The 25,170-nt window shown below is 38.8% G+C and carries 18 protein-coding genes and 1 riboswitch; of the genes, 10 read left to right on the plus strand and 8 right to left on the minus strand.

What is annotated here, in order from left to right; translation table 11 throughout:
• Nucleotides 1-192 precede the first annotated feature (192 nt).
• Nucleotides 193-2,229: a thioredoxin domain-containing protein gene (locus OB69_RS12955; protein WP_053224165.1), complete on the plus strand. Its 2,037-nt coding sequence runs from the start codon at nucleotides 193-195 to the stop codon at nucleotides 2,227-2,229.
• Nucleotides 2,230-2,295: 66 nt separating this feature from the next.
• Nucleotides 2,296-4,806, plus strand: coding sequence for a replication restart helicase PriA (gene priA / locus OB69_RS12960; protein ID WP_053224166.1), 2,511 nt, complete (start codon nucleotides 2,296-2,298; stop codon nucleotides 4,804-4,806).
• A gap of 16 nt (nucleotides 4,807-4,822) precedes the next feature.
• On the opposite strand, the gene OB69_RS12965 is transcribed toward priA, so the two are convergent.
• Entirely contained in the window at nucleotides 4,823-6,220 is a 1,398-nt protein-coding gene (locus tag OB69_RS12965; protein ID WP_053224167.1) for a cation:proton antiporter domain-containing protein, read from the minus strand.
• 206 nt (nucleotides 6,221-6,426) lie between these two features.
• On the opposite strand from OB69_RS12965, the gene OB69_RS12970 reads away from it, so the two are divergent.
• The 3 genes from OB69_RS12970 (at nucleotide 6,427) to OB69_RS12980 (ending at nucleotide 9,016) form a co-directional block, all read left to right on the plus strand.
• The gene (locus tag OB69_RS12970) at nucleotides 6,427-6,801 is read left to right on the plus strand and encodes a hypothetical protein (protein ID WP_053224168.1); all 375 of its coding nucleotides are present in this window, start codon (nucleotides 6,427-6,429) and stop codon (nucleotides 6,799-6,801) included.
• A 110-nt stretch (nucleotides 6,802-6,911) separates the two neighbouring features.
• On the plus strand, nucleotides 6,912-7,400 hold the full coding sequence (locus OB69_RS12975; RefSeq protein WP_053224169.1) for a hypothetical protein: 489 nt from the start codon (nucleotides 6,912-6,914) through the stop codon (nucleotides 7,398-7,400).
• Nucleotides 7,401-7,546: 146 nt separating this feature from the next.
• Entirely contained in the window at nucleotides 7,547-9,016 is a 1,470-nt protein-coding gene (locus OB69_RS12980; RefSeq protein ID WP_053224170.1) for a potassium/proton antiporter, read from the plus strand.
• Between the two features lie 5 nt (nucleotides 9,017-9,021).
• Here the strand turns inward: OB69_RS12980 and metF are convergent, their stop codons facing one another.
• From metF to OB69_RS13000, 4 genes are all read right to left on the minus strand, one after another.
• Entirely contained in the window at nucleotides 9,022-9,975 is a 954-nt protein-coding gene (metF, locus tag OB69_RS12985; RefSeq protein ID WP_053224171.1) for a methylenetetrahydrofolate reductase [NAD(P)H], read from the minus strand.
• Between the two features lie 81 nt (nucleotides 9,976-10,056).
• Nucleotides 10,057-10,431, minus strand: a complete 375-nt coding sequence (locus OB69_RS12990; RefSeq protein ID WP_071426784.1) for a four helix bundle protein — start codon at nucleotides 10,429-10,431, stop codon at nucleotides 10,057-10,059.
• A gap of 55 nt (nucleotides 10,432-10,486) precedes the next feature.
• On the minus strand, nucleotides 10,487-13,222 hold the full coding sequence (gene metH, locus OB69_RS12995) for a methionine synthase (protein ID WP_053224173.1): 2,736 nt from the start codon (nucleotides 13,220-13,222) through the stop codon (nucleotides 10,487-10,489).
• Between the two features lie 84 nt (nucleotides 13,223-13,306).
• A complete protein-coding gene (locus OB69_RS13000; RefSeq protein ID WP_157608575.1) occupies nucleotides 13,307-14,326 on the minus strand; it encodes a homocysteine S-methyltransferase family protein in 1,020 nt (339 codons plus the stop codon).
• Nucleotides 14,327-14,373: 47 nt separating this feature from the next.
• Nucleotides 14,374-14,478, minus strand: a riboswitch (SAM riboswitch).
• Between the two features lie 135 nt (nucleotides 14,479-14,613).
• On the opposite strand from OB69_RS13000, the gene OB69_RS13005 reads away from it, so the two are divergent.
• Nucleotides 14,614-15,522 (plus strand): Ppx/GppA phosphatase family protein, encoded by a 909-nt coding sequence (locus tag OB69_RS13005; protein ID WP_053224175.1) that lies wholly within the window; start codon nucleotides 14,614-14,616, stop codon nucleotides 15,520-15,522.
• 102 nt (nucleotides 15,523-15,624) lie between these two features.
• Nucleotides 15,625-16,038: a hypothetical protein gene (locus OB69_RS13010; RefSeq protein WP_157608576.1), complete on the plus strand. Its 414-nt coding sequence runs from the start codon at nucleotides 15,625-15,627 to the stop codon at nucleotides 16,036-16,038.
• Between the two features lie 70 nt (nucleotides 16,039-16,108).
• On the opposite strand, the gene OB69_RS13015 is transcribed toward OB69_RS13010, so the two are convergent.
• The 3 genes from OB69_RS13015 to OB69_RS13025 form a co-directional block, all read right to left on the minus strand.
• A complete protein-coding gene (locus tag OB69_RS13015) occupies nucleotides 16,109-16,384 on the minus strand; it encodes a SemiSWEET family sugar transporter (RefSeq protein WP_053224177.1) in 276 nt (91 codons plus the stop codon).
• A gap of 158 nt (nucleotides 16,385-16,542) precedes the next feature.
• Nucleotides 16,543-18,984, minus strand: coding sequence for an ABC transporter permease (locus OB69_RS13020; protein ID WP_071426782.1), 2,442 nt, complete (start codon nucleotides 18,982-18,984; stop codon nucleotides 16,543-16,545).
• A gap of 36 nt (nucleotides 18,985-19,020) precedes the next feature.
• Nucleotides 19,021-21,429 (minus strand): ABC transporter permease, encoded by a 2,409-nt coding sequence (locus OB69_RS13025; RefSeq protein ID WP_082338177.1) that lies wholly within the window; start codon nucleotides 21,427-21,429, stop codon nucleotides 19,021-19,023.
• Nucleotides 21,430-21,646: 217 nt separating this feature from the next.
• On the opposite strand from OB69_RS13025, the gene OB69_RS13030 reads away from it, so the two are divergent.
• The 3 genes from OB69_RS13030 to OB69_RS13040 all read left to right on the plus strand — a co-directional run bounded on the left by OB69_RS13030 (nucleotide 21,647) and on the right by OB69_RS13040 (nucleotide 24,983).
• Nucleotides 21,647-23,017 carry a sigma-54-dependent transcriptional regulator gene (locus OB69_RS13030; protein WP_053224180.1) on the plus strand — a complete coding sequence of 457 codons (1,371 nt, stop codon included), beginning with the start codon at nucleotides 21,647-21,649 and terminating at the stop codon, nucleotides 23,015-23,017.
• 218 nt (nucleotides 23,018-23,235) lie between these two features.
• Nucleotides 23,236-23,655, plus strand: coding sequence for a hypothetical protein (locus OB69_RS13035; protein WP_053224181.1), 420 nt, complete (start codon nucleotides 23,236-23,238; stop codon nucleotides 23,653-23,655).
• Nucleotides 23,652-24,983, plus strand: coding sequence for a sensor histidine kinase (locus OB69_RS13040; protein WP_053224182.1), 1,332 nt, complete (start codon nucleotides 23,652-23,654; stop codon nucleotides 24,981-24,983). The genes OB69_RS13035 and OB69_RS13040 overlap by 4 nt, the downstream gene beginning before the upstream one ends.
• The last annotated feature ends 187 nt before the right edge of the window (nucleotides 24,984-25,170 follow it).

Raw genomic sequence — 25,170 nt, forward strand, 5'->3', positions numbered from 1 at the left:
ACGAGGAGTTTTGAAAAAAGAAGGTCGTTTTGCTAAAGGAAATTTGCAGAAGAATCTAACCATTTCATTTTACTTCATCCAAATTCATTTCGAATAGAAGTCCTGAAAACTTTTTAGGCTCTAAATTCTATGCGATCTTCGTAAGCAGAACGGCTCAAGGTTCGTTCTTCCAACATCAAAAACCGAATACTTATGCCTCATCAAGCCAATCGACTGATCCATTCTTCCTCCCCTTACCTTTTACAGCATGCCTATAATCCTGTAGACTGGTTTCCTTGGGGCGAAGAAGCTTTAGAAAAGGCCATGAAAGAAGACAAGCCGATTATTGTGAGTATTGGCTATTCAGCTTGCCATTGGTGTCATGTAATGGAACGAGAAAGCTTTGAGAACGAGAAGATTGCTGAAATAATGAACACGCATTTCGTGTGCATCAAAGTGGACAGAGAAGAGCGCCCAGATGTGGATCAAGTGTATATGGATGCCGTGCATGCCATGGGTTTGCAAGGTGGATGGCCATTGAACGCCATTCTCCTACCCGATCAGCGTCCATTTTATGGAGGCACTTACTTTCCAGCACAAGGTTGGGCAAATCTATTGCTTCAAATCGCCAAAGTATTTAAAGAACAACGTGCCGAATTAGAAAAATCGGCTGAAGGTTTTATGAACTCGCTCAGCGTGAGCGATATTCAAAAATATGGCTTGAACTCCATCGGGGCGGATTTCAGTAAAGCAGATTCGAGCCAAATGTTCAATATCTTGAGTCAGAATTTTGACAAGGAAAAAGGAGGTATGAACAAAGCCCCTAAATTCCCAATGCCCGTCATCTATTCCTTTTTGCTTCGCGAATTTGAAGCGAATAAAAACGAAGCCGCTTTGGCACATGTAAAGCTCACGCTCAATAAAATGGCTTTCGGTGGTCTCTACGATCAAATTGGCGGTGGTTTTACCCGATACTCTACCGATGCCGATTGGTTTGCCCCTCATTTTGAAAAAATGCTTTACGACAATGGGCAGCTCGTAAGCCTCTATTCAGAAGCCTTTCAAGCCACAAAAGACCCGCTTTACAAAGAAATCGTTTTCCAAACTATTGAATGGCTACAAAGAGAAATGACCACCGAAGAAGGCGGATTCTATTCAGCTTTAGATGCGGACAGCGAAGGAGAAGAAGGTAAGTTTTACTGTTGGACAGCTTCGGAATTTAGAGAAGTACTAGGACCCGATGCCGAATTGATGATTGCCTACTATAACCTCACGGAAAAAGGAAATTGGGAGCCTCAAAAAAACATTCCGCATAGAACCCACTCCGACTCAGGATTCGCAAAGGCGAATGATCTTTCTTTAGAAGAACTACAAGATTTGGTTAAAGCTGCTAACCTAAAACTGCTCAAGCAAAGAGAAACGAAAGTGTGCCCTGGCCTAGACGATAAAATACTTTCTGGCTGGAATGGACTTATGCTCAAAGGTTTGGTAGATGCCTACTCCAGCTTTCAAGCACCTGAGTTTCTTCAAATGGCCATTAAAAATGCGGAGTTTATTTATGCTAAAATGAAAAACGGAAATGGTTTATTCCGAAATTATAAAACAGGGAAAGCCAGCATTAATGCCTATTTAGAAGATTATGCTGCGGTAATTTCAGCCTTTAGCGCACTTTATCAAGTCACCTTTAATGAAAAGTGGCTGAACGAAGCTGTGCAATTGACAGAATATACCATTGCACATTTTTACGATGAAAAAGAGCGCTTTTTCTTCTTCACCAATGATGAATCTGAAAAGCTGATTGCCAGAAAAAAAGAGATTTTCGACAACGTTATTCCGGGGTCAAATTCACTGATGGCCCAAAATCTATATGCTTTGGGCCTCATTACCAGTAATCAAATCTACACCAAAATGGCAATCGAAATGCTCGGTCGGGTCAAGAAAATGGTGATGGTAGAACCTCAATATTTGACCAATTGGGCTTGTTTGGCTACGCAAATGGTAACACCTACTGCCGAAATCGTTATGGTGGGTAATGATATTCAAACACAGGCCTTTAGTTTCTTTGATCAATTTATGCCGAATAAGGTGTTGGTTGGAGCAGAAAACGAAGGCACAAGTAAACTAGAACTATTGGCCAACCGAGGCAGGCTTAATGATCAAACCACATTTTATGTTTGCTTCAATAAAGCCTGTCAGCTGCCGGTAAATTCAGCAGGTGATGCAATAAATCTTATTCAGGATAGAAAATAATTTTGGCAGACGAGGAATATTTCTAACCTTGCCAATGGTTCCAAACCAAAGTATTTCCCTAACGATTTGACGATAGAACAACTCAATATTGACGATGCAAATGAGCAGGTACTGTTTGCCGATGTGGCTTTACCAGTACCCGTGCCCATGCTTTACACTTATAGCATTCCTGCGGAGTACCGTGGAAATATAAAGGAGCGGACGAGGGTTATTGTTCAGTTCGGGAAAAAGAGAATCGTTACAGGCATTGTAGAAAAGGTGCACGGGAATCGACCTGAAATTTATGCTGCCAAGCCCATTTTAGAAGTATTGGATACCGAGCCCATCATTACCCGCATGCAAATGGAGGTAATGAAATGGATGTCGGATTATTACATGTGCACCTTTGGTGAAGTAATTAATGCCGCTTTACCTTCTGGCCTTAAGCTAAGCAGTGAATCGCGCATTCAATTACACCCACACAACGATTGGAACGATAGTGAATACCCTTTCGATGATCGAGAATTGCTGATCTTGAAGGCACTAGAAAACAAAGACTCACTTACCTACAAAGAAGCGGCTGAAGTAATTGATCAAAAAAGCGCACTGAAGTTTATTAAATCCCTCATTCAGAAAGATGTCATCATTATTTATGAGGAAGTAAGAGAGAAGTATAAACCAAAAATTGTCAAGAAAATACGCCTGGCGGCAAGTTATGCTACAGATGAAAAAACGCTTCAATCACTTTTTGCTGAACTTGAGAAAAGGCCAAAGCAAAGCGATATTCTGCTCAAGTACCTTCAAATGGTGCCTGTCTATCACAAGCCGGAAAGAAATGAAGTTGGCATTCCTAAAAGTACTATTAACGAAGCTGGACTCTCAGTTTCCTCACTAAACACACTCATCAAGAACAAAATATTTGAGGAGTTCGAAGAGATTATTTCTCGTTTTGAAGAGAATACCGAAGTTTTTGAAGCTTCTCCCCTTTCCGAAATTCAAGAAAAAGCTAAACAAGAAATTCTCGATGTTTTTGAAGAGAAATCAACTGCCTTACTCCACGGAATTACGGGCAGCGGAAAAACTGAAATCTACATTTCTTTAATTCAAGAGGCCTTAGACAATGGTTTGCAGGTGCTTTATTTACTTCCCGAAATCGCTCTTACTGCACAAATTGTAAACCGTCTAAAAGTGGTTTTTGGTGACAGAATGGGGGTTTACCATTCCAAATTCTCTGACAATGAGCGTGTAGAAGTTTGGATGGGTTTATTGGATGGCCGTTTCGATTTCATTGTAGGTGTAAGAAGTGCCATTTTCTTACCCTTTACCGGTTTAGGTTTAATTGTTGTAGACGAAGAGCATGAAAACTCTTACAAGCAGTATGAGCCCGCTCCTCGTTATCATGCCCGTGATGTTGCCCTTTTCCTCGCCCATAAACACGGAGGTAAAACCATTTTAGGTTCTGCAACGCCTTCCGTTGAGTCCTTCTACAATGCCAAAATAGGTAAATATGGATTGGTAACCATCAGTAACCGTTATGGAGATGCGCAATTACCTCAAATGGTTTTTGCAGATATTCGAACAGAAAAGAAACGTAAAACCGCCACAGGTAATTTCTCTTCTGTACTAATTCAAGCCCTGGGTGAAATACTGGAGAAGAAAGAGCAAGCCATTGTGTTTCAGAACCGCAGAGGCTATTCAAACTTTATTACCTGCGATGACTGCGGTTATACTCCCGAATGCCCAAGATGCGCAGTAAGCCTTACCTATCACCAGTATAAAAACCAGCTCAACTGTCATTATTGCGGACATAAAGAGCCTGTTCCTATAAGCTGCCCTGCTTGCGGCAGCCAGCGCATTAGAACGGTAGGTTTTGGAACCGAGAAGATTGAGGAAGATTTAAAACTGATTTTCCCAGATGCTAAAATCCAGCGCATGGATTTAGAAACCACACGAGTGAAATACGCCTACCATAACATTATTAAAGATTTTGAGGATGGGAAAATAGACATTCTGGTAGGTACGCAAATGGTAAGCAAAGGCCTCGATTTTGATCGTGTAAGTTTAGTAAGTGTTTTCGACATTGACCGAATGATTCATTTTCCGGATTTCAGATCCATGGAACGCACCTACCAATTGACAACCCAGGTAAGCGGAAGAGCAGGTAGAAAAGACATTGCAGGTAAAGTAATTATTCAAACAGGAAACCCTGAGCAGCCCATTTTAAAGCTGATTTCGCAACAAAACTATAGCACATTCTTCGACCTAGAAATGAGAGAAAGAGAGAAGTTCAACTACCCTCCTTTTTCTAGAATGATAAAAATATTGGTAAGAAGTAAGGATAAAGAACTCTCTAAAAAAGCCGCTGAATTTTTAGGGAATATTCTGATAGAAGAACTAGGTACATACCGTGTTTTAGGGCCGCATGAACCCACGATTAATAAAATACGAGACAAGTACTTAATGGAAATTTACCTCAAAATTGAACGCAAATACAATATCAACTCAGTGAAAGAAAAGATAAAGGCCGCTTACTTAGAAGCCCTTCGTAAAAAGGACTTCACACAAGTAGAATTTATCACTGATGTTGACCCTTATTAAGAATCAAATCGCTTATTTACTCCCCTTCAAATTCTTCACTATTATCTAGTGATTGGTCTTTTGTTTCGGGTTTTTCTTCCACTTTAGGTTCAACTTTCGGCTCTACTTTTTTTGGAACAATGGATGAACTGGCTTGAGTTTTTATAGGCACAACTGGTCTTAAATCCGGTTCCATTCGCTCAATGAAATATGAAATTTTTCGAGCTCCTTTAATGCCTTCTGGCAATTTATCAGTGTTTTTACTAAAACTTACCAAACCCCAAGTCATAATAATGCTGGTAGATAGAATGGTGATCAAAATAATGTCTCCATTAAACAATTCAGATTGAAGCTCAACTGGAATGGAGAAGAACAATAGTACTGTAATTAAGCCTCTTGGAGTAATCATCAATTCTGGTAGAATTGATTTCTTCCAAAAGAAAGCCTTGAGTACAATAAATCGAACCACAAAAAATGAAGCTACAATCATTAAGCTTATTCCCAATACCTCTAAATTGACCAGCGCTGAAAGGTTAATCGTGGTTCCGAACACCACAAAAAAGAATGTTCGCACTACAAATGCTGTTTCTCGGGTGACTAGGTGGAGCTCATCCAGAATCTTATCTATTACATCATGTTTGACCCACTTTTGTAGCTTACCAACAAAAAAGAGTTTGCTGTTATTTATTACCAAGCCAAATGTTAAGATGATTACCAAAGATGAAAGGTGCATTTGCTTGCCAATTGCATAAATCAAAATCAACATGGCAATCAATAAAAAGAGCTTTACTTCACCTTCAATCCTCTGAAACAGCAACACCAAACCATAACTGAAAACAAATGAGATAACAACAGTAATTATGATATTACCTATAATTCCATAAACCACCTCTCCTGCTTGTTCCGTTTCTGCATTTCCTGTTAAAAAATAGAAAAACATGATTCCTAGAATATCTGAAAAGGTACTCTCATAAATCATAAACTCCTTTTTGTCTTTCATAAGCCCTGTAACGCTCGGAATAACAATAGCACTACTGACAACAGAAAGCGGAATGGCGTATACTAAAGAAATAAGTGGGGTTTCTTGATAGAAGTGATTAATGATGACAGAAATAAGAAATGCACAGCCACCTAACGAAATTAAGGCCACAAGAAAGGATTTCCATATGGTAGGCCATTTTTCCTTTGTCAATTCAAGGTCTAGCGCTGCTTCTAAAACAATCATAATAAGACCAACCACCCCTAGTAGCTCTAGAGTGCTAAAAATCAACTTGTCTTGATTGATTCCGTAGGCATCGAGCCCAAACTTTATTCCTATACCCAAAAGGATTAGAAGGATAACACTTGGAATATTTGTACGCTTAGAAAGTATATTAAATAGGTGCGAAAAAATGATCACACATGACAGCGCTATGATAAGGTTGTATACATTCATGGCCTAATAATAGGGAAAAGTTAATTTCTGAGCCTAAAAATGAGCTTAATAATTGACTTCAACCTCATTTTTATATTTATGGTTGCAAATAATCCGTTCATCGGCAGCCCAAATATCAAATTCACTGCCTTTGAGTAATCTATAATTAAAAAAAATATTCACGTTTGCCGATTAAAAATAACAGTTGATATTCTAATATTGCACGAATGAAAAGTCTGTTTAAATCCCTACTAATATCGCTCACCTTATTGGTGTACGGAATAAGTGTGGACAGTTTGCTACATCAGGCTTTACTTAAAAGCCAAATTGAGCACGCTCAAGCCAATCAGGTTACAGATGCATTTGCTCCCTCTTATTCAAGTTTGTTTCATTTACCAGTCTTTAATGAATTGGTCACAGAAACATCAACTAGTTTTCAGGAGTCCGAGACAAACTATCTCCCACACTGGGCAGCCGTTAAAAATTTAGGTTCTGATAACACAAAACAAGCTGTTTGGCGCAAAGAATTAGAGCGGTCTAGGCAGATTGAACTCAGTCTTTCGGTGAAAGACATCATTTTCCCATTCCATACCTTCTCGTAAGTATTCCCCATTTATCTCTAAGCTAACACTCGTTGGCCGTGTATTTTTTTTTGGTTTCAGAATTCATAATGAAGTTCTGTGGCCACCAATATTATTTAATCTAAAAGAAAATGGAATTATCTACAACACTATTTGGTATAGCTGCCATGGCAGCATTTGTGCTCCCTATTGTTTATTTACAAGGAATGCAGAAGAAAAAGGAAAAGAAATTATACGCTGAATTTCTTCAGTTAACACAAGAGAAGGGCTTAAAACTCACCCACAGTGAGGTATGGAATTATGTGTATTGTTTGGGTTTAGATGTTCAAACAAAACAACTAGTACATTTTAAAAAGAAAGGTGAAACTCCCGAAATACAATTGATTGACCTAAAGCCATTCAAGAAATGTACGGTGAATAAAGTAGGCAGAACAGTAAAAACAAACGATGGGCCAGTTACGGTAATTGAGCGCTTACACTTGAGTTTAAGTCCTTCGAATGCTCAAAGTAAAGTTCAAAACATAGAGTTTTACAATGCAGATGAAAGCAGCTCAGTAACTACCGAGTTGCCTTTGCTTGCTAAATGGGAAAAGCAAATTAACGAAGTGCTTCAAGCATAATTTAACGTTTTATCTTTGAGGTCTGGTAAATTAGTAACTACCAGACCTTCATGTTTAAAAATGAATTTGAGAGTAATAGCTGAAAAGAATGTCCAAAAGTTATCTTTGCAGCTTCGATACTATTATTTCCTTCAAACCAAAATTAGTTGAGCTTAACTATAGAGAACATAATGCTAATTGGTTCGCTACTGCTCTTTGTGAGTATTATAGCGGGTAAAACCTCCTACCGTTTTGGAGTTCCCACTTTAGTATTGTTCTTGGCGATTGGAATATTAGCGGGCTCAGATGGCATTGGAGGCATTTATTTCGATAATCCTTCAGCGGCTCAATTTATCGGTGTGGTTTCGCTTAACTTCATCCTCTTTTCTGGCGGGCTCGACACCAATTGGCAGTCTATTAAACCGGTTTTATGGCAAGGCATCTCCCTTTCTACCCTTGGAGTTTTACTCACAGCAGTAACCATGGGCACCTTCGTTTGGGCCATTACCGACTTTACTATTTATGAAGGTCTTCTGCTTGGTGCAATTATATCATCTACCGATGCGGCAGCTGTTTTTTCTATTTTAAGAGGAAAAAATTTAGCACTTAGAAATAACCTTAGGCCTACCCTAGAGCTAGAAAGTGGAAGTAATGACCCAATGGCTTATGTATTGACCATCGCTTTCTTAGCCCTAGTGATGAATCCAGATCAGAGTTTGCTCTCTATTATTCCATTGTTCCTGAAACAGATGATTATTGGCGGAGTGGCTGGGTTGCTTTTTGGAATGGCCAGCAAATATGTTATCAACAGGATCAAGCTTGGGTTTGAAGGATTATATCCTGTTTTGGTGATTTCACTTATGTTTATCACCTTTTCTGGTACCGATGCACTAGGTGGAAATGGTTTCTTGGCCGTTTATTTATGTGCTGTATACCTTGGCAACCAAGACTTAATCCATAAAAAAACCATTCTTAAAATGTTCGATGGTTTGGCATGGCTCATGCAAATTGTGCTTTTCCTTACCCTAGGCTTATTGGTTTATCCTTCAGAAATACTTCCAATTTTAGGCATTGGTTTACTCATTTCACTTTTTCAAATATTTGTAGCCCGGCCAATCAGTGTTTTTTTAAGCCTAACGCCTTTTAAAATGAAAATGAGAAGGCGGTTCTATATTTCATGGGTTGGACTTAGAGGGGCAGTACCGATTGTTTTTGCTACCTACCCCTTAATTGCTGGAATCGAAAAAGCCAGTATGATCTTCAATATTGTGTTCTTTATTTCGCTGTCTTCGGTACTAATTCAAGGAACAACCCTGTCTGTAATAGCAAAATGGCTTAATGTGGCGTTGCCAGAAGATTCTAAACCAAAATCACCTTTAGATGAATTGCTTTCAGAAACTGCCAAGGCGATAATGGTTGAAATAAAAATGCCCGAAAACGGTGTAGCGGTAAACAAAAAAATTGTGGAACTCAACTTCCCTAAAACCGCGCTGATCGCAATGATAAATCGAGACAATAAATTCATTACACCCAATGGAGCCACAGAAATCCTCGCAGAAGACACGCTTGTAGTGCTTTCCGATACTCAAGAAGGCATTGGTCAGGTTTATGAATGTTTACAAATTGAACAACCGTAAAACTTCTAAAACAGCTTTTCAGCAATTTGCTTAATTACACTTGATTTGCTCATAGTGTAATAATGCAAGCATGGCACTTTTGCCTCCATCAATTCTTTCGACTGCTGAATACACCATTCAATACCCACTTCTCTCGCAGCTTTATTGTCTTTACATTTATCTAATTCATCAACCAAGTCATCTGGTAAATCCACATGGAAAATACTAGGTAGAATGGTGCTATGATTAAGCGTTGTTAATGGTTTCAGCCCTGGAATAATAGGCACATGGATATCCGCCTTTCGGCACTTTTCAACAAAGTCGAAGTATTTCTGATTATCGAAAAACATTTGGGTAACGATGTACTCTGCACCCATATCTACTTTTTGTTTTAGGTACTTCATGTCACTTTTAAGACTTGGAGCCTCAAAGTGTTTTTCTGGATAACCCGCCACTCCTATAGAAAAGTTGGTTTTGGCCATTTCCACTTCTTCGTGTAAATATTTACCCTGATTTAAATCCAAAACCTGTTGCATCAATTCTGTAGCATACGAATGCCCATCTGGATCTGGAACGAACCTTCCCTCCGATTTAATAGCATCTCCACGCAACACCAACACATTATCAATTCCCAAGAAATCAAGGTCGATCAGTGCATTCTCTGTTTCTTCCTTATTAAAACCACCACAAATAATATGAGGCACAGCATCTACTCCGTATTTATTCATAATGGCCGCACAAATTCCCACCGTTCCCGGACGTTTACGGGTAGTCACTTTTTCGAGCAAACCGTTGTCGTGTTGCTTATAAATGTACTCTTCGCGATGATAGGTGACATCAATAAATGGCGGGTTAAACTCCATTAAAGGGTCAATCGCATCGAAAATACCATTTACGTTTTCCCCCTTTCTTGGTGGAAGAATCTCGAAGCTGAAAAGAGTTTTACCTTTTGCTCTTTTTATATGTTGGGTTACTTTCATTTCTAATGTGTTGATGTATTGAAGTGTTTGGGTGTTGAAGTGTTTAGGTGCTGAAGTGCTGTTGAAATTCGCAACACCGAACTATTGGCTTTCTTTATTTCTTAAGTATTTAATGAATGCTAAAATTGAGGCCTTTGCTTCTTCAATTTGCTTTTGAACGTTTTCAATGTCTTCCGAGGGAAAATACTCTAGGTCTAACATCAAATAGGTCATGCTTTTTACCTCTGTACAAGACGCAGAAGCATAATCAAGAAATTTGATAAAGTCTTTTGGAGAAAATCGACCAAATCCTTCAGCAATATTATTTATGATTGAAAGCCCTGCTCTCTTGAACTGCGAACGTGTATCGAAATCCTTAGCCAGTTCACCTTGATTAGACATTACATAAACCCGATGAGTCAGTTTTCTAGCCAACTGCCAACACCTTAAATCTTCAAATCTTGTCACCTTTGCCATATCTCGATCATTTAATTTTAACATTCAATACTTCCACACCTAAGCACTTCAATACTTAAAGATCATAGGTTAAGTTTGGAGCTAGCCATTTCTCAGTTTCTTCTAAAGTCATTCCTTTACGTTTGGCGTAATCTTGCACTTGGTCTTTTTCAATTTTGCCTAAACCGAAGTACTTAGCTTCTTCGTGCATAAAATAAAGGCCACTTACGGAAGAGGCTGGGTACATCGCCATCGACTCTGTGAGAATAATTCCCGTTTCTTCTTGAGCATTGAGTAAATCAAAAAGAATTGGTTTTTCAGTATGATCTGGGCAAGCTGGATAGCCCGGTGCTGGTCTAATTCCCTGATAGCTTTCTTTAATTAAGGATTCATTGTCCAAGGTTTCGTTTTTCGCATAAGCCCAAAGCTCTTTACGCACTTTGGCGTGCATGGCTTCTGCAAAAGCTTCTGCCAAGCGATCGGCAATGGCCTTAATCATGATAGAATTGTAATCGTCATGATCTTTCTCGTATTTTTCAATTAAAGGCTCAATACCCAAACCGCCCGTTACGGCAAAACCACCTACATAGTCAATTTTCCCTGAATCCTTTGGGGCTATAAAATCCGCTAAAGACAAGTTAGGAATGCCAGTGCCTTTTTTGCCTTGCTGCCTCAAGCAATGAAACACAGTTTTCACTTCATTTCGAGTCTCATCTGTGTACACTTCAATGTCATCGCCAACACTGTTGGCGGGATAGAGTCCTACCACGCCATTGGCTTGAAGCAGGTTTTTCTGAATTACTTCATCGAGCATTTTATTGGCATCGTCAAAAAGCTTTTTGGCTTCCTTGCCAATCGTTTCGTTTTCGAAAATTCTAGGATATTTCCCTTTCAGCATCCAAGTCTGGAAAAATGGGGTCCAGTCGATGTACTCTCTAATAATATTCAGATCGAAGTTTTTGAATACTTTATTACCTATAAAGCTCGGCTTTACGTATTTTTTTTCTTCCCAATTTACTTTTAGTCTATTCCCCAAAGCTCTGCTATAAGGAATGTAATGCTTGATTTCTTTACGGTTTGCGTGATCTTCGCGAAGCTTTGCATATTCGCTTTTCACCTGTGTTTTGTAATCCGCCTTGCGATCTCCGCTTATCAATTCTCCAGCTACAGGCACACTTTTAGAAGCATCCAAAACATGTACAACTGGTCCGGAATAAACTGGGTCAATCTTTACTGCGGTATGAATTCGGGAAGTGGTTGCACCACCCACCATAAGCGGTAACTTCATCTTCCTTCTTTCCATTTCTTTGGCTACGTGCACCATTTCGTCAAGTGAAGGAGTAATCAAACCACTTAAACCAATTACATCCACATTTTCCTCAATGGCCTTATCAAGAATTTTATCAGCAGGCACCATTACGCCCATATCGATGATATCGTAATTATTACAGGCCAAAACCACCCCAACAATATTCTTCCCAATATCATGAACATCTCCTTTTACCGTAGCTAAAAGGATTTTTCGACCAGTTTCTCGTTCTGGAATTAGCCCCCTCTTGGTCTCCCCCAAAGTGGGAGATGTTTCTTTGGCAATCCGCTTCTCCTCTTCCAAATAAGGCAAAAGATAAGCCACCGCCTTTTTCATTACTCGGGCGCTCTTTACTACTTGTGGTAAAAACATTTTACCTGAGCCAAAAAGGTCTCCCACTACATTCATTCCATCCATTAATGGACCTTCAATGACCTTCAATGGACTTATATATTTTTGTCGAGCTTCTTCTGTGTCTTCATCTATAAACTCTATAATACCTTTTACTAAAGCGTGCTCAAGTCGCTTTTCTACCGACTCCTTCCGCCAAGCATCGTCTTTTACTTGTTTCTTTCCTTCGCCTTTTACCGTTTCGGCAAAATCCAGCAAACGCTCAGTAGAGTCTGGTCTTCGGTTTAGGAGCACATCCTCTACCCTTTCTAACAAGTCTTTTGGAATGTCGTCATAAATCTCAAGCATGGTCGGGTTAACAATTCCCATGTCCATTCCGTTTTGAATGGCATGATATAGAAAGGCCGAATGCATGGCTTCGCGAACAGGGTTATTACCTCGGAATGAGAAAGATACGTTACTTACACCGCCACTCACATGAGCTCCTGGCAGATTAGTTCTGATCCATTTGGTTGCCCTGAAAAAATCGACCGCATTATTATTGTGCTCTTCAATACCTGTAGCCACAGGGAAAATATTGGGGTCGAAAATGATATCGTTTTTAGGGAATTTGACTACATCGACCAGAATATCATACGAGCGTTTACAGATTTCAATCCTTCTTTCGTAGGTATCGGCTTGACCTTCTTCATCAAAAGCCATAACGATTACTGCCGCACCATAACGTTTTACTTTCTTAGCTTGAGCAATAAATTGCTCTTCTCCTTCTTTTAAGGAAATTGAATTCACTACACATTTCCCCTGAACACATTTCAACCCTGCTTCAATGATTTCCCATTTGGAAGAGTCAATCATGATGGGAATTCTAGAAATATCGGGTTCTGAGGCAATCAGATTCAAAAACTTGACCATCGCCTCTTTTCCATCAAGCATTCCTTCGTCCATGTTGACATCGAGAATCTGAGCGCCTCCATCCACTTGGTCACGAGCTACCTCTAAGGCTTCATCAAACTTTTCTTCCAAAATTAATCGTGCAAAGCGCTTAGAACCCGTCACATTGGTTCGCTCTCCTACATTCACAAAATTGGACTCCGGAGTAACAATTAAGGGTTCGAGGCCTGAAAGCTCAAGTGTTGAATTATATTTATTCATATTGTTGTAAGTCAATAGTCGATGGTTTGCTAGATTATTTTTAGGGAGTTTCTAAAAGCTTGAGTCGATTTTATCATTTCACTATTAACTATCGACCATTGACTTTTCAGCTTCAATGCTACGCGGCTGATACTTGGCGGCCACTTCAGCAATGGCCCTAATATGATCTGGTGTGGTTCCGCAACAACCACCCACAATGTTTAGGAAACCGTTAGAAAGGAAGTCTTCTATCTGCTCGGCCATTTCTTCTGGCGACTCATCATATTGACCGAATTCATTGGGTAAACCTGCATTAGGGTGAGCACTAGTAAAGAAATTAGCCTTTTCAGAGAGCGTTTCCAAATAAGGGCGAAGCTGTTTGGCTCCTAGAGCGCAGTTAAGTCCTATTGAGAGCAACGGCATATGTGATACAGAAATAAGGAAAGCTTGAGTAGTTTGCCCTGAAAGTGTTCTGCCACTGGCATCGGTAATCGTTCCAGAAACCATAATTGGCCATTCTTTGCCTTTTTCTTCAGAAACTTCTTCAATCGCAAAAAGCGCGGCCTTAGCATTCAGCGTATCGAACACCGTCTCGACTAATAGCAAATCTACACCACCGTCAGTAAGTGCAATCACCTGTTCTTTATAGGCTTGTACTAATTCATCGAAAGTAATGGCTCTAAAACCAGGATCATTTACATCAGGAGATAAAGAAGCAGTTCTGTTTGTAGGCCCAATGGAGCCTGCTACAAACCGAGGTTTATGGGGTTCTTGCGCGGTAATTTCATCAGCTACTTCTCTAGCAATTTTAGCCGACTCAAAGTTGATTTCATATACCGCATCTTCTAAATGATAGTCTGCTTGAGCGATTGTAGTACCACTGAAGGTATTTGTTTCTACAATATCGGCACCCGCTAAAAAATATTGGCGATGGATATCTTTAATGATTTCTGGCCGGGTGATAGAAAGCAGGTCATTGTTCCCTTTTAAAGAATGTGGATGATTTTTGAATCTATCTCCTTTAAAATCTTCTTCCTCTAAAGGGTGCCTTTGAATCATAGTGCCCATTGCACCATCTAAAACCAAGATTCGTTCTTTGAGAATTTCCTTAATATTTCTTGACATAATTTGCATTTATAATGCTTATCAAGAAAGGCAGGGAGAGTTTTGCAGGCTCATCTTTTCCTCGAATAAATTCGAGGCTAGGAATTAGCACCAGCTTCTACAGGTTGCTAAGACGTCACAGGGCCTAGTCCCTCAGTCTTTCTTGATAAGTGATGCAAAGAAAGTAAATAAAGATTAAACCGAAGCTGCTTGATCTAAATATTTCAGAAAAATCTATCGTTCGATTTTTATAAAAATTGCTTGAACGCACCTTCTAACAAGAATATTCTCTAATTTAATGCCCATCTATGAGTAGTCTAAGATTAGCAGCAATTGATATTGGTTCTAACGCCATAAGATTTCAGGTCACTAATGTTTTGAGTTATGAGGGTCAACATATCTTCAAGAGATTAGAGTATGTGAGGTTTCCTTTGAGATTGGGGCAAGATGTTTTTACCCTCAAAAAAATTGGACCAGAAAAGGAAGATAAATTCTTGAGGCTGATGCACGCTTTTAAACTTCTGATCGACTTATACGAAGTAGATGATTATTATGCTTGCGCTACCTCAGCCATGCGCGAAGCAGAAAATGGCTACAAGCTAGCCGAAAAAGTTAACCAACTTTTAGGGCTTAAAATTAAAATTATTAGCGGAGATGTAGAAGCAGAACTCATCAACAAAGTTGTTCTAAAAAAGCTTGATGACCAGAATTACTTACACATTGACGTTGGTGGTGGTAGCACTGAACTCAATTTAATTTCCAATGGAAAGAAAGTGGCTTCTCAATCTTTCAAGGTTGGGTCTGTAAGAAGTATTGAGCAGTTGGGTACTTCTGATATTCTTGAAAAAATAGACAGTTGGGTGAAAGCCAATGTAATTGGTAAGTATAAAACAATAACAGCTATTGGTACGGGCGGAAACATTAATAAAACTTACGAACTGGCTAATAAACGCAAAATAGACAGGGTTTTAACCTTAAAAGAAGTACTAGATGTACAATCTTATGTTGCAGGTTTTACTTTAGAAGAACGAATTCATAAACTGCAATTGAACCCCGATAGGGCCGATGTAATCATTCCTGCCTCACATATTTACATGCACGTAATGAAATCTGCAAAGTGCCGCAAAATTATGGTGCCCGATGTAGGTTTAAAGGATGGCATAATGCACATGCTTTACGAACGAAATATTAAAGACAGCGAAGTAGACTTTAAATAAAGCACCTACATTTTAGACTCAATTTCTACCCTTGATGTAAATGATTCTGTTAAGTTAAACCATTGTCACCCAAGTATGTCCAAGGCTACAAACAAAATCAAAATGAGAAAAAGAACTCTATTAATTGTGGCGATATTCTTTGCTGTAGCAGCATCAGCATTCGCTCAACGGGGTGGCGGTGGCCAAGGGCAAGGCGGACAACGACCTGACCCTAAAGTTCAAGCTAAAACCACGGCAGATACTTGGCAAGAAAAGTTTGGCTTGTCTGATGAACAACACACCAAAGTATATGAGCTACTTGTAGCTTCTGCAGAAAAACGTACCGCAAAAATGACTGAGCTACGAGGTAGTGGTACGATGGATCGTGAGGCTATGACAGCTGCAATGACTAAAATGCAAGAAGATCAAGATAAAGAGTTAAAAAAGATTTTCAGTGCTACTCAATGGACTTCATATGAAACTTGGAAGAAAGAGAATCCTCAAACTCAAGGAAGAAGAGGCCGAGGCGGACAATAATTGAATTTGTTTTTTCAGTGGTTATAAACCCGTTATCTAAATGGTAACGGGTTTTTTATTTATATAAGTTCTACTTAACTACTCTATTCTTTTTCTTAAAGGTAATTTTAAAGTAAATCAAAGTAAGGCTGAGTATAAATATTGCGGAATTGGCAATAATTACAGGAATAAGCCACAAAGCAAAACCATAAATAAGCCATACAATAGTGCTGCAAAAAACAATAACAAGCATTCCCATACTCAAATCTTCCGCACTTTTAATTTTCCATGTGCGAATAACCTGAGGTAAAAAAGTAAGGCTACTCAAGATTGCCCCAAGCAACCCCATTGATTCGTAAATATTCATTTCGTTCTATCTAGGCCGAAATCTATTACAATATTTCGGTAGTTTTTTTGAAGTCAGAAAACTTGCATTAAAACATAACCTTAGCTTAAAATGAATTAGCCTGGCTGAAGTCTTATTTCTTGAGCCAAGCCAATATATAGATTTTTTGGGCGCCTTACTTATTCATAACGCAATGCCTCTATTGGGTTTCGCCTGGCTACTTTAATGGCCTGGAAAACTACCGTTAAAAAAGCCACACCAAGGATTAAAAGTGCGGGTATTGTGAAAACATACCAAGTCAAATTCGTTTGATAAGAAAATGTTTGAAGCCATTTTTGAGCTCCAAAATAAGTGATAGGCAGGGCAATTATTACGGAGAGAAGAATTAGCTTCATAAAGTTTGTAGAGAGCATTTTTATGATGCTAGAAACATTTGCGCCCAAAACCTTTCTAATACCTATCTCTTTAATTTTCTGCTGAACCTCGTAAAGCACCAAACCAAATAAGCCTAGTATAGAAACAAAAACGGTAATGGAAGCAAAAACACCGAAAACGGCTCCAAACTGTTGATCTGCTTTGTATTGCTCGTTAAATTTCTCGTCAAGGAAGAAGTAATCGAAATCACTATTTGGATAAACATCCCGATATACGCTTTCGATTTTAGCTACCATTTCCTTGTAGGAATTTCCAGAGTCTCTATCATCCAATTTCACAGAAATATAATTTCCGTCATTGCCCTCTTTGTCAAACCAAAATATAGTAGGGTCAATACTTGTTTTGAGTGAATGATGGTTATAATCATTAAACACGCCCAATATCTTGACCTCATTACCCCAGAAATGCACCTTAGCCCCTATTGCTTCTTCATTTGAATTAAAGCCCAACAATCTTCTGGCAGTTTCATTTACCATAATAGAAGTGAAATTTTCGCTAGCCGAAATATCTCTTTCATTGTCGAAGGTTCTTCCAGCAAGCACCTGAAAACCAAAGGTTGGAACAAACTCAGCATCTACTCTATAAAAGAAATATACATTCCCTTTTCCTTCCTCATGACCTGTAGCATAAACACCCGTTCCAGTATTCATTTCAACTGTACCTTGGCCAAACAAGGTTTCAGAGTAGGCTACATTCAACACCTGCGGCAATCGTTTTAGCTCAGTTTTTAAGGCTTTACGCTTCTGCAATTGAGACTCATTAGAATCTGCCAACAATGGTGAACGCACCACTACAGTTTGAGCTATATTTACACCCAATTTCTGATTTCGCATTTCTTGCACCTGTGTATAAATCACCATGGTTCCAGCCAAAAGCACCATGGTAATCATAAACTGAAACACTACTAATCCCTTTCTGAGCACAACCCCTTTTTTAGAACTGCTAAGACTACCTTTTAATACTTCGAGCGGCTTATAATTTGCCAATACTAAAGCAGGATAAACTCCTGAAGCCAATGTACCTATAAAAAGCAGCCCCATTACGAAACCAAAAAGTGCTAGGTCTGAAAAAACATTGAAAGTTAAATCAAGGCCAGAGAACTGATTGAAGATAGGTAATACGGCCTGAATCAATGTGAGAGTAAGTATTAATGATAAAAAGTTAATCATGAAAGATTCAGTCAAAAACTGACTTAATAAAGCCCCTTTGTTAGATCCTAAAACCTTTCTCACTCCTACTTCTTTACCCCTTTCTAAAGCCTTTGCTGTGGAAAGGTTGATATAATTTACCCAAGCAATTACCAAAACGAACAGGGCCACTAACAGCAAAACATTCACAGTAGACTCACTACCATTCACCTCTGCTTCAAAAGTTCTATCAGAATAAAGGTGAATGTCGGTTAAAGGTTGAATAACTAGCTTCTCTGATCTATCTCCTTCTGTTTTGGCTAAAAAACTCTGGTTCAAACGTTCGGTAAAAGTGTTATCTAGTTTTGCACCATTAGTTTTTAAATACATAAATTCATTATTCCCACTCCAGTTATTGTAATCCCACTTTAAGAATTGAACTCCAGTTTGATAAGAAATTAAAATATCGAATTTAAGATGCGCGTTTTCTGGAACATCTTTAACGACCCCAGTTACCTGCATGGGAATTTCAGCACCGCCAGGTACCGCGGTTAGAATTTTGCCCATTGGGTCTTCATCTCCAAAATACTTTTTAGCAACACTTTCAGTTATTACAATTTTAGCCACTTCATTCAGTGCCAAAGCTCTATCGCCTTGAGTCATTCCCCAATCAAAAACATTTAACCAACCAGGATTAGCAAAATACACGCGGTCTTCATTAAAGGCCTTTTCTTCGTTTTTAAACAAAAAGCGACCAATATGGCGCGCCATGGCAAATTCTTCTACTTCTGGAAATTCCGCCACAGCCATAGGCCCAACTGCCGGATAGCACTGAGCATCGGCAGTTTGAAAAGTACCTTCAGCATATAAATCCACTGTTACTCTATAGATATCTTCCGCTTGAGGATGAAATCGATCATAGCTCATTTCAAACCTAGCATAAGTCAAGATTAGAAAACAGACAGTCATGCCAACAGTAAGACCAAAGATGTTTATGATAGCGAATGACTTTCTCTTCTTTATATTTCTAAGGGCAACAATTAGGTTTTTTCTGAACATGATGATGACTTTTATATGTAATAATGTTGTTTGAGTTTATTCGTAGCGGAGTGAATCGATTGGGTTTGATAAGGTTGATTTAACCGAGTGAAAAGAAACGGTTATGACCACCACTAAAAAACAAATACAGGTTGATAACAGAAAAATATCAGCCGTAATGGAAGTGCTGTAGGCAAAACCCGAAAGCCACTGCTGCATAAAATAATAGGATATGGGTAGTGATACGGCTGTGCTCAACAGAATCAACCAAATGGTTTGTCGGTTTAAGAGAATGAGTACATCAGAAAAACCTGCTCCTAATACTTTTCTAATGCCAATTTCCTTAGTTCGATTGGCCATATTAATGCCCGTTAGCCCAAAGAGCCCAATACAAGCGATAATTACCCCCAATACAGAAGCTACATTAATAATTTCTTTCCATTTTTGGCTGTCCTTATAGCGGCTGTTGAGGTAATCTTCTAAGAAGCGAACCTCAATTTCCTTTTCAGGAACAATCTTCTCTGCGGCAGCTTTAATGGCGGCAATTCCTGCTTCAGTTTTTCCTGCGCTAATTTTCACAAACAAATCTGAAAGGCTATTGCTATTGGCCACATTGAAGCGAAATGGGCCAATGGATTTCTGAAGCGACTCAAAATGAAAATCGTTGACTACGCCTTGAATATCCTTTTGCACAAGATTATACATTGCCGTATCAGACTTGTAAAGATCAAAAAGTGTTTTGTTTATGATCGTTCGACTTTCTAAGGCCTCTACTCCCATCTCTTCACTAAAATATTCACCTTCCAAAAGAGGAATACTAAAGGTTTTAAAGAAGTCGAAATCTACTCTGGCGCTCTGCACCCAATATTGAATGTTGTTAACCACAATACCACCCCTGCTGGTTGAAGGAGTGAAAATTCCATTTACTCCAGTCACTGATTCAATTTCTGTATTCGAAGCTAACTCCTGTTTCATCAATTGAGTCTTTCCCCAAAGCCCACGCACATAAACAATCTGCTCTTTGTCAAATCCTAAGTCTTTGTCATTGATGTAATTGAATTGACGTGTCATCACCAAACCCATTGAAATAAAAAACAGACAAAGCACAAATTGAAAAACCACCATAGACCTTATCAAAAGCGGTTTTATTTTGTAGGTAGTATTCCCCTTAAGGCCATTCACTACTTTAAATCGAGATAAAATTTGAGCTGGGTAAATTCCAGCCAAAAAAGCCAACACTAATGCAAAAAGAAGGCTGATACTTAGTATTTGAATATTCTCTATTAAGCTTAATTCAATTGACTTTCCGGCCAATGCATTAAATTTTGGCAACAACAATTGCATCAAAGTGAATCCACCAAGAACCGAAAATGCAGAAATAATCAGTGCTTCTAAATAAAATTGGACGCGCAAATGCGTTCCACTTGCTCCCATCACTTTCCTTACGGACACTTCAAGCTGCCTGCTGCCCGAAGAAGCCACGTTAATAGAAAGGTAATTGATACAAGCGATTAAGAGGATGAGTAACCCAATACCAATAAGTACAATAGAATAAAGCGGAGAAGAACTCTTTCCGTAACTTATGCTCGGGTCGAGGTATAAACCTTGGATATTCTTTAAGCCATATTGCACAACAGGATTGTAAGCTGATAGTTTCAGCATTTCGCGTTGACTGGAAATATCATCCGCAAATCTTTCAGAATAAATTTCACTTATCTTTTGGCTTACTATACTGGCGTCTTCTGAATTATTAAGAAGTAGAAAGCATGAAATGGCATTGTAATGCCAGTCATCTGAATGCTCGTTGTAATAGTAAGAATTCGCAAGGTTCAGTACTATATTGAATTCTAAAGAAGAATTTACCGGCTTTTCTATTACCCCAGAAATAAGGTAAATATTGGCTTCTTCTGCCCCACTCGAAAAAGTTTCACCCACAACGTCCACTCTTCCAAAAAGGGTCATGGCCATGTCATCTGTAATTACAGCACTTTTAATCTCCTTTAGTGCCGTACTTGGTTCGCCATACAAAAAATTAAAGCTAAAATGTTCAAAGAAATCTGAATCAACATAGTTTACATACTCCGACAATTGCTTTTCATCCTTTTTGATACTTATAAAATTTCCTTCAACCCTAATTACCTTGTCAATTTCAGGTATACTTTCTTTTACAAGTTCTAAAAATGGAAGGTTATGAGAAATGCTCTTCTCAACTCCTTTGTCTGGTGTCGCATCAAACCAACCAGGCTCCAATTTTGGATCGTCAGTTTTGTAGTCCGTTCTATAAAGAAGAAACAGATTGTCTCCCTTGGCATGAAAACCATCATAACTCAACTCATCTTTTACAAATACAAAAACCAGAAGACCAATCATCACAGCGATGGACAGGCTCACAAAGTTTATTGCACTATATAACCTGCGTTTAGAAAGGTTTCTAAAGGACATTTTGATGTGGTTCCTGATCATCATCTCTTAGTTATTCATTTATATCTTTCACTTCAAACCCTTAAGGGACACATGAGGCATTAGCCTATAACCATGCCGAATATACAACCCTCTAAAATATAATGACTTACAGAATTAAGTCTTCCGTTTATCATTTAATTCGTACCATTATGGAACAAATAAATGTATCATTGTGATACATTTCTTACCTTTAACCTCCATCACAGAACCACAATAACCAATGTCAAAAATTGACGCCAAAATTCTAGTACTAGACGATGATCAAGGAGTGCTTTACACAGCCAATATGATCTTAAAACAACACTTTCAAACTGTAATTACAGAGAAAGACCCTGCCAAATTAGACTTCCTACTTAACCAGCACGAATATGATGTAATTGTATTGGACATGAATTTCTCCTATGGTTTGACCGGAGGAAAAGAAGGAATCAAGCTTTTGAAAAGAGTTTTGGAGAAAGATCCTAAAGCGCATGTACTTATGAATACTGCCTATGGCGATATTGACATTGCAGTGGAAGCCATGAAAGAAGGAGCTGTTGATTTTTTGGTAAAACCTTGGCAGAAAGAAAAGTTATTAGCCACTGTTCAAGCCATTTATGAATTGAGCAAAAGCCGAAAAAAAGTTGAAGAATTAAAGTCGAGTCAAAAAATTCTGATGAAAGATCAGCAGAAAGAGTTTAGCGACATTATTTCTGTAAGCCCTGTAATGAAGCCTATTTTCCATACCATCGAAAAAGTGGCTCAAACAGATGCTAACGTGCTTATTTTGGGTGAAAACGGAACCGGTAAAGAACTTATTGCTAGGGAGATTCACAACCAATCGAAGCGCGCTAATGAGAACTTCATCAAAGTAGATTTGGGTGCGATATCTTCTTCTCTTTTCGAATCTGAGTTATTTGGACATGTAAAGGGCGCCTTTACCGATGCGCAAGAAGATCGACCAGGAAGGTTTGAGTTGGCCACTAACGGAACACTCTTTTTAGACGAGATTGGAAATCTATCTTTGCCTCTTCAGGCAAAGCTCTTAACAGCACTACAGTTTAAACAGATTAGTCGAGTTGGGTCTAATAAAGTAATTCCCTTAAACATTCGATTAGTTTGTGCCACCAATATGCCGCTTTACGAAATGGTGAAGCAGAATGAGTTCAGACAAGATTTGCTCTATAGAATAAATACGGTGGAAATTAAACTTCCCCCTTTAAGAGAAAGAAAAGAAGATATCGCTCCTTTGGCCAAACATTTTCTGACTGTTTATGCCAAAAAGTACCAAAAGGAAAAAATGCGGCTAAATGAGACTACACTGAACAAACTACATGGCTATAATTGGCCAGGGAACATACGCGAACTTCAACATGCTATTGAAAGAGCTGTGATTATGGCCAACTCTCCTCTTTTAGCCCCGGAGGATTTTCTTTTAAAAGATGATAGCGCAGATATGAACCAGCCTGAATCGTTAAATATTGAGGCGATGGAAAAAATGGCCATTCAAAATGCAGTACGTAAAGCAGGAGGAAACTTAACCCAAGCGGCAAAAGAGTTAGGTTTCGGTCGAAGTACACTATATCGAAAAATGACCAAGTACGGACTCTGATAATCAATATAAATAGATTAGATTCACCTCAATTTTAATAAACCTAAACATTCATTCACCCACTCTTCTCTTTAGAGTTTGATTTAACAAAACATATTCAACACACTTATTTACAGACTGTTGAATAATACATGAATCTAACTGAGATGTGTCTGTTATTCAGAAATATGCGTACTCTTCTGATTTTAATCTGTCTGATTGGAATTCGCTCCCACACAATGGGACAGCGAAGCTTAGAAGAAATACACGACAGAATTAAAAATAATCAGTTAGCGGATGAAAACTATGAGTGGAAACATTTCGGCACACTCAACTTCGAAGTAGCAGGCACTCAAAACTCTGGTGATTATAGGCTGAACATAGAAGCTGGAACTACAGTAAGAATGTATTTAATAGCCAAAACGGACTGTATTACTTATTTTGACGTACGCGACCCAGAAACACGTTACGTTTTTGGCTCAAGTGACAAGAACAGTTTAGAAACCGAAATAGATGGCTTTAAAGCTACCACAGTGCTTTACACTTATGAAAAAGATGCTACGATGGTTATTCGCTTTGGAGTTCGATGGGGCTGTTCAAAAATGCTTCGAACTAAACTCAAACTGCTTATTTTTTATCAAGTAAAAGAAACTGAATGAGGTATAAGTACTTTCGATTAAACGTAGTACTGCGTATTCTGGCCCTACTGATTTTGGGCTATTCTGGCTTCTATATTCTTACCCAAACCCATTTTTGGCTGGTTTCCTTCTGGCTCTTTCTCGCACTTATAATTATATTGATAGGCCTTATTCGTTATGTAGAGCGTTCCAGACGGGATTTAACTTACTTTCTCCTGTCCATAAAGCAGAATGATTTTAGTAATTCATTTCCCTATGAAAAAACCGATGAACTGAATTTTGCTTTTCATGAAATCAATCAGGTAATGAAAAACCTTAGAAATGAAAAGGCATCGAATTACCTCTATTTACAAACGGTGGTGGAGCATGTTCGGGTGGCAGTACTTTGTTTTGATGAAGACGATAAGGTGACCCTATCAAACAAAGCTGCAAAGGAGCTTTTCCAGAAAGACCATATTAGTTCACTGGCGTCCTTGGCAAAAGTATCTGAAGAAATTGCGAGCAAAGTTGAGCAACTTAAATCGGGCGAAAGAGAGTTGGTAAAAGTTAAGGTTGGGGGAACGCTGCTCAACCTTTCTGTACAAGTCACCACGTTCAAACTTCAGAACAAAGACTACAAACTCGTGTCTTTTCAAGACATTAAGAACGAACTGGAAGAAAAGGAAATAGAATCGTGGCAGCGGCTTATTCGTGTACTTACACATGAAATCAAGAATTCTGTAATTCCTATTTCAACGCTTTCAGAAGTAATTCTTCAGGTATTCAAAACAGAGGTGCAAGCCAAAAATAACAGCCAAACTGAGGCAGAAGCTTATCAGGATATTGTGGGCGGACTGGAAACCATTGAAGCCAGAAGCAAGGGCTTGGCTCATTTTGTAAATACCTATGATCAGCTCACAAAAGTATTAAAACCTGAGTTCAGCACAGTGCAGCTTCTCCCCTTGGTCAATCGCATTGAAAACTTATTTAAACCCGACTTAGAAGCAGCTAATATCGACTTTAAAGTAAAGGTAGACCCAACATATGAAGTCAATGTCGATCCGAACCTTTTAGATCAAGTACTGATCAACCTGGTGAAAAATGCCATTGAAGCAATTAAAGATCAGCCTTATAAATCTATTCAATTGAGCACTCGTCTTGAACAGGATAAAGTGATTCTGTCTGTTCGAGATAATGGCCCAGGAATTCCAGATGAGGTTTTAGATAATATTTTTGTACCCTTCTACACCACAAAGCAAAGCGGTTCAGGCATTGGTCTTTCTCTTTCTCGTCAGATTATGGGGCTCCACAAGGGCAGTATTGCGGTTAAATCGAGCAGCGAAGGAACTAGTTTTGAGTTGATTTTTTGAGACTGGATTGATACTTGTCAACCTATTTCAGGACGGTAATAACACTCCCCCAACCCCTCTTAGTAGAGGAGAATAGTTCATCATCTATTTAGTGCATCTACGACCTAACTCAAGCAAACATCCACCAACCAATACAACCGTAAAAGTATCCCCTCCTAGAGGTAAGTAATCCCAAAATCATTAGAAC

Source organism: Roseivirga seohaensis subsp. aquiponti, assembly GCF_001267955.1.
GTDB lineage: Bacteria > Bacteroidota > Bacteroidia > Cytophagales > Cyclobacteriaceae > Roseivirga > Roseivirga seohaensis.